11 protein-coding genes and 1 pseudogene are annotated in these 13,175 nt (G+C 67.2%); 2 read left to right on the plus strand and 10 right to left on the minus strand.

The window, feature by feature from the left end; genetic code table 11:
• Positions 1–12: 12 nt before the first annotated feature.
• From ABEA10_RS12500 to ABEA10_RS12515, 4 genes are all read right to left on the minus strand, one after another.
• Positions 13–1,965, minus strand: a complete 1,953-nt coding sequence (locus ABEA10_RS12500; RefSeq protein ID WP_345462027.1) for a DUF8034 domain-containing protein — start codon at positions 1,963–1,965, stop codon at positions 13–15.
• 88 nt (positions 1,966–2,053) lie between these two features.
• Entirely contained in the window at positions 2,054–2,893 is an 840-nt protein-coding gene (locus tag ABEA10_RS12505) for a carbohydrate ABC transporter permease (protein ID WP_345462030.1), read from the minus strand.
• A 100-nt stretch (positions 2,894–2,993) separates the two neighbouring features.
• Positions 2,994–3,905 (minus strand): carbohydrate ABC transporter permease, encoded by a 912-nt coding sequence (locus ABEA10_RS12510; protein WP_345462033.1) that lies wholly within the window; start codon positions 3,903–3,905, stop codon positions 2,994–2,996.
• Positions 3,902–5,260: an ABC transporter substrate-binding protein gene (locus ABEA10_RS12515; protein ID WP_345462036.1), complete on the minus strand. Its 1,359-nt coding sequence runs from the start codon at positions 5,258–5,260 to the stop codon at positions 3,902–3,904. The genes ABEA10_RS12510 and ABEA10_RS12515 overlap by 4 nt, the downstream gene beginning before the upstream one ends.
• Before the next feature lie 381 nt (positions 5,261–5,641).
• On the opposite strand from ABEA10_RS12515, the gene ABEA10_RS12520 reads away from it, so the two are divergent.
• A complete protein-coding gene (locus tag ABEA10_RS12520; RefSeq protein WP_329260023.1) occupies positions 5,642–6,448 on the plus strand; it encodes a FadR/GntR family transcriptional regulator in 807 nt (268 codons plus the stop codon).
• Between the two features lie 244 nt (positions 6,449–6,692).
• Here the strand turns inward: ABEA10_RS12520 and ABEA10_RS12525 are convergent, their stop codons facing one another.
• The 5 genes from ABEA10_RS12525 to ABEA10_RS12545 all read right to left on the minus strand — a co-directional run bounded on the left by ABEA10_RS12525 (position 6,693) and on the right by ABEA10_RS12545 (position 11,236).
• Positions 6,693–7,928 (minus strand): MFS transporter, encoded by a 1,236-nt coding sequence (locus ABEA10_RS12525; protein ID WP_345462042.1) that lies wholly within the window; start codon positions 7,926–7,928, stop codon positions 6,693–6,695.
• Positions 7,929–8,131: 203 nt separating this feature from the next.
• Positions 8,132–8,575 (minus strand): GNAT family N-acetyltransferase, encoded by a 444-nt coding sequence (locus ABEA10_RS12530; RefSeq protein ID WP_345462045.1) that lies wholly within the window; start codon positions 8,573–8,575, stop codon positions 8,132–8,134.
• 520 nt (positions 8,576–9,095) lie between these two features.
• Positions 9,096–9,743, minus strand: a complete 648-nt coding sequence (locus ABEA10_RS12535; RefSeq protein ID WP_345462048.1) for a nitroreductase family protein — start codon at positions 9,741–9,743, stop codon at positions 9,096–9,098.
• 38 nt (positions 9,744–9,781) lie between these two features.
• Positions 9,782–10,576, minus strand: coding sequence for an isocitrate lyase/PEP mutase family protein (locus ABEA10_RS12540; protein WP_345462051.1), 795 nt, complete (start codon positions 10,574–10,576; stop codon positions 9,782–9,784).
• A gap of 111 nt (positions 10,577–10,687) precedes the next feature.
• Positions 10,688–11,236, minus strand: a complete 549-nt coding sequence (locus ABEA10_RS12545; protein WP_345462054.1) for a carboxymuconolactone decarboxylase family protein — start codon at positions 11,234–11,236, stop codon at positions 10,688–10,690.
• Positions 11,237–11,659: 423 nt separating this feature from the next.
• Here ABEA10_RS12545 and ABEA10_RS12550 point away from each other — a divergent pair.
• A pseudogene (locus tag ABEA10_RS12550) lies at positions 11,660–12,044 on the plus strand (IS3 family transposase); the annotation flags it as partial.
• A gap of 202 nt (positions 12,045–12,246) precedes the next feature.
• Here ABEA10_RS12550 and ABEA10_RS12555 read toward each other — a convergent pair.
• Entirely contained in the window at positions 12,247–12,681 is a 435-nt protein-coding gene (locus tag ABEA10_RS12555; protein WP_345462057.1) for an OsmC family protein, read from the minus strand.
• Positions 12,682–13,175: the final 494 nt, after the last annotated feature.

Below are 13,175 nucleotides of genomic sequence, written 5' to 3' on the forward strand. Positions count from 1 at the left end.
CGGTTCGATACCTCAGAAGTCTGAGTCGAGGACGTCCTGGCCACCGTGGGCGGACGTTGCGGCGAACGGTGTGCGGTACGACGGCGGACGCGTGCGCAGGTCGAGGCGTAGCGTGAGGCGCACCCTGGTCGAGGCCGGAAGCTCCACGAGGAGCCAGGGGCCGTCGACCGATGTCGTTTCCGACGTCACGGCCGGTCGGCCGTGCCCGTAGTCGTACAGGTCGCCGATCCATGAGGGGTCGGGGCAGACGGTATGGCGGACCTCGCGGACGGTGTGCTCGGCGAACGCCCCGGCCTGCACGATGACCCGGCGTACCGCCTGGGGATCGAGGTTGACCAGGTCGACGACGGTCGCTTCGGGATCGATGCCGGAGACGAGGGCGGCCACCGAGGGCGGGAGGCCGGGCCGCCGGGCGTCGGCGTCGTAGTGGCGAACGCGTGCCTGCTGAAGACCGCCGTTGTAAATGACCTGCGGGCCGCCCCACGTGAGCTGGACCAGCGCCTCGGTGACCACCGGGTTCGACTGCTGCCACAGGTGGATGTCGGCCTCCGGCACATCCCGGCCACGATGGCGTTCCATACGAGCCAGACGGTGCCGAACCTGGGCCTGCGCGGCGGCGAGGATCCGTTCGGGATAGCCCGGGTCGTCCCCGGTGAGGAAGGCGAACCAGGGCTCCTCGTGGCCGGCCTCCTCCTTGCTGCGGAACGCCCGTACGGTGCGCCAGTCATGGCCGCCGGCCGCGCGCAGCCGGTCGATCCGCTGCCGGTCGGCGCTGGAGGCGGAGTGATGCCACAGGGCGATGGGCACCCCCATGAGCATCGGGTTGTAGTCGAACCACCCCTGGTCGCCGTGCCGGAACGGGTAGTGGGCGGTCGGTGTGTGCACGTCCTCGGCCAGTTGAACGGCCCATTTGGACCGCAGGCTGGAATCCGCCTCGGTGAAGGCCATGACCTTGCCGTGGGCGATGACCTCGTCCAGCGCCGGACGCACCAGGTCCAGGAAGGAGTCGTCACCGGTGGCGGCGGCCCCCGCCAGGGCCCCGACCATCGCGGCATGCCCCACGCTGTACCAGCCGTGCGGCCACGACCAGCCGTAGTGCCCGCCGTACCAGCGGCCCTCCAGCAGTCCGCCGACCGTGCCGTCGGGAGCGACGTTGTCCGGCAGGATGCCGCCGTTGGCGGCGGCGCGCTCCCGCCACGCGCCGACGTACGCGGCGATCCAGTCCCGGTAGCGCTGCTCGCCGGACAGGATCAGGGCGTTGAGCACGAGACCGGAGGCGGCCAGGTTGACGGCCGTGTCACCGGTCCCCATCCTGCGGCGCATCTCCTCACCCAGTCGCGGGTCGCGCCCGGGGCCGGGGTCGCCGCTGTCGGGCGGCAGCACCCAGTCCAGCGGAAAGCCGTACATCCGGGCTTCTTCGGGCAGCCACGGATAGGACTCGCCGTCGAAAAGCCCTTCCCGCCGGGGGTCGCTGCCGTTGTGCGGCCGGCGGATGATGCGGTGTTCGGGGTCGTAGTTGCCGTGCGCCGGGTCGACGTAGAGGTCAGCGAACCTCAGGGCCCGGACGGCCCAGCGCTCCGGGGCCGCCATGCAGAGGAAGTAGAACAGCAGGAGGCTTTCGCCCTGGTGGAACCAGTCGTAACCGCGCTCGTACTCCTGCTGGAGCATGCCGAGTTCGGTGAGTTGCCGGGTGACGCCCTCCCAGTGCCGTTCGGACGCGGCGAGCAGGTCGTCAGCGCCGCCGAGCAGGTACAGCTGGGGCCAGTTGAAGAAGGTCTCATAGAAGTCGTCCACACCATCGCGCGAGGTGAGCGGGTACCGGTACGTGAGCCGCCCGTCCGGCTCGGTGAAGTCGCGGGCGAACCGGCGCCAGGCGTGGTCGAGCAGGTCGAACAGCTCGCGCTGCGCGATCGCCCAGCCCGGCGGCTCGAGCAGCGGAACCGAGGCCGTGATGACGGGGTACATCCGGGAGTTCTCCATTTCAGGGCGCGGCCGCGCCCGGCGGGAGCGGGGCCGATGCGGGGGTGGGTCGCCGTGCGGCGGATGACGCCGGTCACTCCTTGGTCGCGCCGGCGAGCATTCCGGTGACGAGGAAACGCTGGGAGAAGAGGAAGACGACGAGCACGGGGATGATCGCCAGCAGCGTGGCCAGTGCGAGTTCGGGGCGCTGCACCTCGACCGTTCCGGCGGTCGGGTTGAACTGGGGGACGTTGTTCAGCAGCGTGCCGAGGCCCACCTGGACCGGGAACTGGCGGCTGTCGGGCATCAGGACGTAGGGAAGGAAGTAGTTGGTCCAGTTGGCCACGAAGCCGAAGAATCCCACCAGCGCGATGACCGGCGCGGCCAGCGGCAGCGCGATCCGGCGGAAGACACCGAACTCCGAGCAGCCGTCGATCTTGGCCGCGGCCAGGAGATCTTTGGGCAGCGCGGTGCTGAAGTAGATGTAGGTCAGGTACACCCCGAACGGGTAGAACGAGTACGGCAGGATGATCGACCACATCGAGCCGATCAGGTGGACCGCGTTGACCTCCAGGAAGAGCGGGACCACCAGCGTCGCGTTGGGCATCAGCATGACGATGAGCGTGGCCACCAGCAGGGTGCGCCGGCCGCGGAACTCCGTCATCGCGAGCGCGTAACCGGCCGGGATGGTCACGCACAAGGTGATCGCGAGCGCGACGAACGAGTACAGCGCGGAGTTTCCCAGCCACTGGAAGATCGCATCGCCCTGGTACGCCGTGAGCGCGTCCCAGTTGTGCCGCAGCGCGGTCCAGGACCCGGGTGACAGCGGGTTGTCGTGGACGAGCTGCTCGTCGGTCTTGGTGGCGGCCAGCACGAGCCACAACACCGGGACCACGAAGAAGAGCAGGAAGATCACGAGCACCAGGGCGCGCAACGGGTTCGGCGGTCTGCGGCGCGAAGTGCGGCCCGACCGCGCCGGGGCCGCAGGCCTCCGGGGGGCTCCGGCACGAGCGGGCGTGGCGGCCCGGCGGGTGTCAGTCGGCATCGAAGAACCCCGATCTGGCGACGAAAAGCCCCGCGACGACGAGTCCCACCACCAGCAGCTCCACGGAGATGGCCGCCGCGGTGTTGACGTTGTTGTTCTGGAAGGCGAAGTCGTACGAGAGCTGGTTGAGCGAGTAGTCCCGCCCGGCCACCCCGTTGCTCGCCTGGGACAGCAGCTGCGGCTCGACGAACAGCTGGGTGCCGGCGGCGAACGCGAGGATCACCATGTAGACGATCCACTTGCGCAGCAGCGGGATCTGGATGTGCCGCGCGATCTGCCAGGGACCCGCGCCGTCGATCCGTGCCGCCTCGATCACGTCGGAGGAGATGTTGTTCAGCGCTCCGTACATCACCACGATCCAGCCGCCCGCGCCGGTCCAGAACGCGATGAGGGCGAGCAGTACCGCCAGATGACCGGGCTCGATCACTCGGCCGAAGGTGTCGAGCCCCGCGGCGCGCAGGAGGAAGCCCGCCGGGCTGACCGTCGGGTCGAGCATGAACAGCCAGACCATCGCGCTCGCCGCGCCGGCCAGGGCGCCCGGTATGTAGTACAGGAACCGCAGGGATCTGCTGACCGCGGAAGCGGTCAGCCGGTGCAGCACCAGCGCGAGCCCTACCACCAGGACCACCAGAGCGACGAGCCAGATCACGAGGTACAGCGCCACATGCCCGACGGCCGACGTGAACCGGAAGTCCGCCGCCGCGGCCGTGAAGTTCGAAAAGCCGGTGAACCGGGCGTCCGTGTCGGTGAAGGCGAAGTAGATCGCGTAGACGGTCGGCACGACACCGAACGCGAGCAGCAGCACCACGTAGGCGGCGACGAACCCGTAGCCGGCCCGGCCGGACCAGGGCGCGCGTCGCAGCGCCCGGGCTCGGCCACCGGCGTCGGACGGCGTGTTCACCGGCTGACCTTGTAGCCGTCGGACCGCGCGTAGTTCGTGATCGCGTCCTGCCACGCCGGGAGCAGCGAGACGATGGTCTTACCCGAGGTCATACCGGGCGTGACCTTGGCGGCCCAGATGGCCTCCTGGCTGAACTGTCCATAGCCCCAGCCGGACCACACCTGACCGGCGGCCGCCTGGAGCGGCCCGGTGATGTCGTTGGCGTAGTACCCGGAGGAGGTCTGTTTCGCCAGCCAGGTCTTTGCCGTCGGCGCGTAGGCGGGATAACCGGGCGCGACCTCGCCCTGGTAGTCGTTCGCCGTGGCCACCCAGGTGAGGAAGTCCGTGGCGGCCTTCAGGTTCGTGCTGTGCGCCGACAGCAGCCAGGTGCCGCCGCCGACGTTCCCGGTTGCGGGGGCCTCGCCGGGCCACTGGGGCATCGGAGCGACCGCGATCTGATGGGCGGGAGTCTTGAACGTGCCCTGAAACAGCGCGCCGCCGAACCACGAGGGTCCGGGCAGCATGAGGACCTTGTCCGCCTGGTTCTTGTCGAAGTCGGAGCTGAGGACGCTGCTCGTGGACATGCTGCGGTTCTTGACCAGAGCGTCCAGCAAGGAGGCCATCCGGGTGCAGTTCGGCCCGGTCGTGTGGACGGTGACCGCTTTCGGGCCGGTGATCTGGTTGGCACCGCACTTGCTCGCCCACATGTAGATCTCCGGGGCGAAGTTGTCACCCGCCGAGCCGACCAGGTAGCCGGGATGCTCGGTGGCCACCCTTTGTCCCAGGGCCTGGTAGTCCTGCCAGGTGGCCGGGACCTTGTAGCCCCACTTCTTCATCAGCGCCGCGTTGTACCAGAGCACGGTCTGGGCCAGGTCATTGCGAAGGCAGTAAAGCGTGCCGTTCACCGTGCACGGGCTGTTGGCGCCCGGCGCCCAGCCGTCCAGGGTCGGCTTCGGGATCAGTCCTTTGTTCAACGGCGCGGTGAAGCCCGATTCCACCGCCCAGGTGACCTCGTTGTTCTGGGAGCTGAAGACCACGTCCGGCCAGCCCTTGCGGGTCCGGTTGAACAGGCTCACCTTGGTCTGGAGGTAGTTCGAGCCGTTGGCGTCCCCGTCGTAGGTGACGATGTTCATCTTCACCGAGGGATGCCGCTTCTGGTACGTCTGGGCGGCGGCCAGACGCGTGGAGTCCACCCACACCGTCACCGGGCCGCCCGTCTGGCGTGCTCGCTTGAAGCTCTGAGGTGTGCCCGAGGTCCCGCCGTTACCGCAGGCCGTGAGGGCCGCGAGGGCGATAACGCCGCCGAGGGCGAGCGCCGCGCGTCCGCGGGCCTTGCCTGATCTCCTCGCGCCGTCGGCGCGGACCTTCGCTGTCATGAGCTGCTCCACTGAGGTCGTGGCACCCGCCGATCGAGGAGTCGGCGGGCGAAGGTGTGCAGTTTGTGTATGACTCATTTCAGAGGCCATCCGGACGGTCGTCACGTCGCGCACAGGCCCGCCACGATCACCCTCCGACCACCGCGAAGTGGACGACTTGGTCGCTCCTCATCAGAGCGCCGGGGCGGTAGAGAGTCAAGAGCATGAGCATTCCTATTTTCGCCACCATGTCGCGCACAGACTGGCATGCTACGGGCATTTCACCTGGTGAGCCTCGGTGTGGCATCGACTTTGATCCCGAATGAGTAGTATCTATCCCGGCTGGACCGTGGACGTTGGATAGGCTCATCAGGGCTCTGGAGATCGGTCATACTCTCCGGTGTGGAGCTCGACGAAGGAGGCAAGCCGGTGGATGGCACTCCCGTACGGGCCGCGGGCGACGCACCGGCACAGGAACGAGACGGCGCGCAACGGACCGGCCCATACCGCCCCGGTTATGAGCTGGTGGCTGAGCAGATACTCCAGCTCATCGCCGAACTGCGGTTGCAGCCGGGCGACCGGATGCCCACCGAGAACGATCTGGCCGCGCGGCTGGGGACGAGCCGGACGGTGGTACGGGAGGCCATCAAGATCCTCTCCGCGATCGGACGGGTGCGCGCGCAGAAGGGACGCGGACTCTATGTGGCCGACGACGAGGGCATGCTCGGCTCGTCGCGGTGGGAGGGGTTCTTCCTGCCGACCGACCTCGACCACGTGTACATGCTCTTCGAGTTCCGCCGCGTGCAGGAGACCGCGGCCAGCCGGCTCGCCGCGACCCGAGCGACGCCCACCGAGCTCCGGGCCATCGAGGCCGCCGCCGAGACCTGCAGACAGGGCCATGTGACCGGACAGGCCGCGCTGTTCGACCAAGGCGACGACGATTTCCACCTCGGCATCGCGACCGCCTCCCACAACCCCTTCCTCCTCGCGGCGGTCCGCGAGGCCCGCCGCCTGCAACACCAGTCCAGCACGATCGGACTGCGCGGCACCGTCGGCGGCCACGCCGAGGAGGCGGTCCAGGAACACACGGCGATCTACCAGGCGATCCGAGACGGCGATCCGGATGGCGCGGCCCATGCCGCCGCCGTGCACCTGGACAACACACTCGAGGACTATCGCCGGGAGATCCAGCGCCGCGTGTTCGGCTGATCGTCTCCGGTCCTCCGCGTTCCGATGCTCCCGTGACACCGCGGCGTCGAGGACTTCCTCGCGCGTCCCCACGAGCCGGGCACCAGGTGGCCCTAGATCCGCTAGGTGACCTCGATGCTCTTGTACCCAAGCCCGCGAAAGACGTCGGTGACGGGAATCACTCGGGCTGGGTCAGGAGTCCGCCGAACGGAGGAATCTCAGGGTCGCGTGAGGTCTGGATGACGGTGAGGTTCGTCATGACCACTCACCGAGCCGGCTGTGTCCCGGTCGTTTCGGTGCGCGGATCACGTGCAGCGACAACGGTGAACAGCGCCGCGAGGAGGGCGAGTGCGCCGTATCCGAGGGCGATCTGCGGTAGCGAGAAGGTCTTGGAAAGCTGGCCGGAGATGAGGCTGGGGAAGGTCGCGGCGCTGTAACAGATGAGGTAGACGACGCTGAAGATCGGTGCCCGGTCGGCCAGGGCGCTGCCGTAAAGCAGGCCGCGGGTGGCCGCGCTGAGAGCGATGCCCTGACCGCCGCCGGCGACGATGGTCGCGGCGACGAACAACGCCAGTGTGCTGGTGGCGATCGCGGTGATGATGCCGATCCATCCGGCCAGGAAGATGATCATGCCGATGCGCTGGGCCGCCGCGGACCTGAACCGGCCCTCGAGGGGAGCACCGAGAGCGCTGGGTGCCATGTAGGCGGCGAACACCAGTCCGAGAACGAGTGGGCTGCGGGTGTGGAGTTGATCTTCGACCAGTGCGGGCACGAAGGCTTGGTAGAAGGCCCCGGTCGCCCAGGTGGCCAGGAACACCGCGGCAGCGACAGGGAGAAGACGCCTGGCTCGGGCCGGTACGCGGACACGGGGTCGCAGTGATCGCCAAGCGCCCGGCGATGGAGTTTCAGTCTCCGGGCTGATGGCGATGAGCACGGCAGACAGGAGGAGGAGGCCGACGGCAACCAGGTAGATGAGCTCACGCGGCCAGGGGCCGAACTGAACCAAGGCCCCGGAGGCGATGGCGCCGAGGGCAAGGCCGAACATGACGGTCTGGCTGGAGGCGACGGAGGCCAACCAGGCCGGCCTGGCCGGTGCGGCATCGACGATGTAGGAGGTGAGGCTGGTGCTGGCAAGCCCGGCCCCGAGGCCCATCAGGAGCCGACCGGCGATCAGGGTGCCGATGTCGTGCACGTTCAGCAGCAGCAGACAGCCCAGCACAAGCAGTCCGAGGCTCGCGATCGAGGTGGGCCGGCGGCCCAGGTAATTGGACAGCCGTCCCATCACCAACAGTGTGGTGAAAGTGGCAGCCGAGTAGGCGACGACGGTCATCGAGATATCGGCGTTACTGAATCCCTCCTCGGCCCGGTAGATGTTGAAAAGCGGGATCGTCGAGCCCACCGCGACAAACGCGGCCACCAGGGATATCACCGCAGATAGGAACGCCAGCCGGAACGTTCCGCCCCGGCCGACCTGGTTGATCGCAGGTGTTACGTTCTGCATCTTTCTCTTGTTCTGAACTAAGCCAGGCCGCGAATGGGCCGAACAGTGACCCACGCGGCACCGGTAAACGAGAAGGCCCAACGAATGGTGACCTCCGTGCACCTGATTTGTGTCGGTTCGTCGCGCAATCTCACTGCAGCGTCGTGATTTCGCTCGTCCTCGACGCCCGCGCGCCGACCACCGGCAGGTGCGGAGCCCCAAGGTCATCGGTGGCCTTTGGTCACTCCCGGGTGGCCAGGGTCGATGAGGTCGGCGTACTCGGGGTTGTGCTCGATGAAGGTGCGCACGATCGGGCACAAGATGGTGACCGTCTTGCCGCGCGCGCGCACGTCGTCGAGGACACGTCTTATCAGCTCGGTGGCGACGCCCTGTTTGCGGAACTCGGGGAACACCAAGACGGCCAGCAACACGAGTCGGTCGTCGCCCGCGACGTTGTAGGTCAGGCCGGCGATCTCGCGGTCGCCGACGATGGCCTCGTAGATGCCGGCCTTCTCGTCGTTGACGACTGCGAAGTCCAGCGCAGGAACGTGGGGATCGTCGATTACCTCGTCGATAAGAACGATCTGGTCCTTACTGAGGGTGCCGTTCCGGTCGGGGCATCCGGCCTCGTCCGGGGCGCGTCGGGCCGGCTCAGTCGGGTCGGTCATGGAGGGTCCGTTCGTTGAGTGTTGGTTTGCCGGCCGGGGCCGCTGATTCTTGGTCTTGGGTGTGCCGGGTGTTTTGGGAACGAACGCGGATGATGGCCTCCCTTGGTCCGCCCGATCGGGTGGAACGCGGCGACGGCATCGTCGAGTGCCGCGATTTGGCCGATGTTCGTCCGCGGCCGACCACCCCGAACCCGCTGGGCGACCTCACCCGGTTGAACGCGATCGGACACGACGACGAAATCGACCGCCCAGACCCCCGCGGGCCGCACCTCCGGCCAGGACCAGGCCCGCGGAACGCTTCTGGATGTCGCCGCCGAGGACATCGAAGACCAGGTCGACACCGGGCGGTACAGCAGCCCGTCTGTCCCCACCGTGATCAGGATGTGTACTGGTTCTGTAACTCACGATGAAGTCTTCGGCGAGGAACTCGCTGAAGACTTCATCATTGACCTGGTGGGAGTGGACGTAGTCCGTCCGCGCCTGCGCACTTCGGCCGCGGTCGCTTTGATGCCGGGGATGTCTAGAGGAAGGTGAATAGCTGGTCGGTGTCGAATCGTGAGATCGGGTTGGTGTAGACCTTCTCCGGGTCGGGGTAGCCGAGGGCCAGAAGTACGGTCGTGGTGTGTCCGGTTTCGCGGATTTTGAACGCTTTGTCGACGCTGGTCGGGTCGAACCCTTCCAGTGGTGTGGCTTCGACGCCGAGTTCGGCGGCTGCCATCATGGTCAGGCCCACCGCCATGTAGGTCTGTTTTTCCATCCAGTGGTTCAGGTCTTTGTAGCTGTAGTTGCGCAGGTTGAGGAAGTCGCGGGTCATTGATTCCCACAGCTCCTGCTTTGCCGGGTCGGGGAACCGGCCGTCGGCTCTCTCCTTCGTGAACACCGCCTCGATGTGGCTGTCGGGCAGGTCCGCCCGGGTGGTGAGGATGATGGTGTGCGACGCGTTCAGGATCTTCTCGCCGTTGTCCTGGAACCGTTCGCCCAGGTTGGCCGCGAGGCGCTCTTTGCCTTCGGGCGTGGCGAGGACGTAGAAGTGGTTGGGCTGAATGTTCGTCGACGACGGCGTGGACCGCAGGAATCTCAGCAGCTGTTGAAGGGTTTCTGCCGGGATGGTCTTGCTGGGGTCGAAATACCTGGTGAGGTGCTTGCTCATGAGCTTGTCGAGATCCATGTCAACCTGCTTTCTTGCGATGAGTGGTGAGCTCGCGTCTAGTTCTTGCCGCGGGTGAGCAGTTCGTTGACGCGGTCGAAGCTGATGCCTGTCGTCGCGGCGGTGAGATCGCCCGCGGCGAGTGCTTTGGTGGCCTGTTCGAGTGCCTTCATTGCGTGGGTGTAGAGGAACGGGCCCACGCTGATGCGCTTTACGCCGGCTTTTTGTAGTTCGGCGACGGTCAGTACCTTGTCCGCCGGGGAAATGAGGACGTTGACCGGTATCGGTGCGACCGCGGTGACGATCGCGGCGAGTGCGTCGAGGTCGGGTGGGTAGGGGGCGTAGAGCACATCCGCGCCGGCCTCGGCGAAGGCCGTCAGACGCCGGATGGTGTCATCCAGATCGGGCCGTCCCTGGATGAAGTTGTCGGTGCGGCCGGTGACGACGATGCGTCTCCTGGCCGCGTTGACCGCGCTGCGCACGCGGTTGACGGCATCGTCGAAGTCGCGGATCGGCTGATCGGGATCGCCGGAGGTGTCCTCGATCCCGATACCGGCCAGACCGGACTCGACGGCGGCTTCGACGGTCGCGGCGAGGTCTTCGGGCGTGTCGCCGTAGCCGTCCTCGAAGTCTCCGTTGACGGGCAGCCCGGTGAGCCGGCCGAACAGCCGCGCATGCTCCAGGTGCTCGCCGCGGGTGACTTCGTGACGCCCGTCGGACCGGCCGAGCGTGGCGGCGAGCGCCGCCGAGGATGTCGCGATCGCCTCGAAGCCGGCATCGGCCAGCATCAGCGCCGACAGGCCATCCCATGCGTTCGGCATGACCAGGCCACCATCACGGGTGTGCAGTGCCATGAATCGCTCATAGAGTTCCGAGCCCGGCATGACCCACCTTTCCCGGTTGATCGTTGGAGACAGAGACGGATCCAGCGGCCAGGTACGCCGCCTGGAGGAGGACGCCGACGCTCATCCCGGCGTACCGGCCGCACTGACGGCGGGGATGTCGATGTCGGTCTGGTTGAGGTTGTTGATGAAGTTGGTCAACTGGACCTGCACCGCCACCGTGACGATCGCCAGGATCTGCGGGTCGGTGTACCCGGCACCTCGCACCGCCGCCAGCTCGGCGTCACTGACCTGACCGCGGCTCTCCACCACCCGCTGCGCGAAACGAGCGACCGCCGCACGCTTGGGATCGACCGAACTCCCGGCCCGGCCGAGCTCGACATCCTCGCCCGACATGCCACCGAACTTCGTCGCGACGTGGGTGTGCATCGCCAGGCAGTAACCGCAACCGTTGGCTTGCGACACCGCCAGCGCAATGGTGTGCCGCGTCCTCGCGTCCAGAACCCGGCTCAAGGCGCCCTGCAGCGTCATGACGACCTCGAGCACGGTCGGATTCGACGCGAGAGTCGCGAACATGTTCGGAACGAAGCCGAACTGTGCACCGACGCTGTCGAGAATCCGCTGCGAGTCGGCGGGTACTTCCTCAGGAGGCGGAACGTTCAGCCGTGACACAGTGAATCGACCTCCGGTCGGGGTGTGAGTGGTCGTCGTCGAGCCCAAGCCGGGCTCTGAGTGCTTCGGAGCACCGTCGCAGGCCTTACCTGCGCTGTCCGGAGCCCGGCCGATGGCGCCGGTTGCGCCGGGCGCCTGGTGACCTGCATTGCGAGGGGTGACTCCGTCGGCGCCGAGTTCCGGATCTCTTCGCACGGCGCACCGCACGAGAAGGACTATACAGTCCAAAGAGCCGTGCGCGACCCACGGGATGCGGATACCCGGTTTCAGCTGCTGAGCTGGCGTTTCGTCATCTATCTGCTGACTCTGTACTCGTTGATCAGTCCATCCACCACGCGGCGGCGCTGGGCCGGATGCATCCCTGGACCATCCGGACCAACGTGGCCGATGATTGGTCCGATGGCCGCAGGCCCGTGCCCGGTGCGCCCGGCGACCAGGCAGTGGGACCGGCGGCGGGAGGCCGATGCCGAGCCGGTGGCCTCCGACGCCGTGCTTGAAGAAGAGAACCGACAGCTCCGTAGAAAGGTGCGGGAGCTGCAGACCGAGCGGGACATCCTGCGAATGAAGGCGCCGCGGAGCAGATCTGGCGAATCCACGCCGCGCACGACGGGACGTACGGGTCGCCGCGCATCACGGCCAAGCTGCGCGATGCCGTCCGGAAGGTCAACCACCAGCGCATCGAGCGGATGATGCGGAACTTCGGGATCGTCGGGGTCCGTCTGCGCCGCAAGGTCCGCACCACCGGACCGACCCCCGTCGTACCAAAAAAGTGCCGGACCCGATCAGGCGGGATTTCACTGCCTCGGCGCGGCGTCATTCAGTCGATGGGCGCGGTGGGCACCAGCGCCGACAACACCGCAGCCGAGGCGTTCAACGCCGGCTGAAGCGGGAGAACCTGCAAGGCCGAAAGTGCTTGGTCCACCCGCCCACCTGCCGAGTCGGGAACCGCCCAGCACCATCACGATCGCCGTTGGGATGCTCGCAGACGAGGGCGGCTCGCTCCTCCTTGGTCACCGGACATCGGCGTTCACGAACTCCGTCCGGACGCTCCAGGCGAAGGCCAGCAGAAGCGTCACCGGCGTACGTTCCGCGATCTCCATCATGGACTGCAGATGCTCGGGCGGGACGTCCTCGGAAAGAGAGATCGTGCGCTGCAGATAGCGTGCGGCGCCTTCTTCCCGCGGTTCGTGGTAGCTCACCTCCACCGTGATATCGCCCGGGTAGTCGTACTTGCGATCGGTGTAGCCGCGAAGGGTCTGTGCGGTGCAGGAGGCCAGTGCCATGAGGAGGTACTCGGTCGGCGTGGGGCCATCGCCGGGCAAGTCGTTGTGCGGCTCGTCAGCGATCAGGCTGAACTGGCGCGTGGCCAGTTCGGTGACGAGCCGGCTGGTCTCTCGCAGCGTCGCGCGGGTGGACGCGACGATTTCCTGCTGGTCGGAGTTCACGCAAGGGCTCCTAGATTCGAGCGGCAGAGTCGGTGTCACAGTGGTCGTACAACGCGCCGCGTCGCCGCCCGAGCCGGCCGACGGCGGCGCGCAGGGCCCGGCGCGCGGCCACCGCAGGGATCCCCGCACGGGAGCAAGCGGATGGCCCTTGCGCTACCCAGCCCTCTCACCATGACGACGGAACACGGATAGGCCCGGAACAGGACACGGAGGGGTGGAATGTCCGCTGAGGCCGTCGCGACGCGAAACGAGGTGGCCCGATGTGGTGACCCGGCTGATCACTCCTCGAATCGAGGTCGTGACGTGGCCGTTACTCATCGGGAACCTCTTGTCGTCTACCGAACTTCGGACGCAGTGGACTATATGGTCCATTGAATGAGTAAGCAAGCCGCACCCTGGCGCGTACGGCGGCCGGACGAGCGGCCTCCAGAACCGCTCTCGACGACAGAATCCTGACCGAGGCGCGCACCCGAAGGAACCCCTCGTGACGCGCA

Source organism: Actinoallomurus oryzae, assembly GCF_039541955.1.
GTDB lineage: Bacteria > Actinomycetota > Actinomycetes > Streptosporangiales > Streptosporangiaceae > Actinoallomurus > Actinoallomurus oryzae.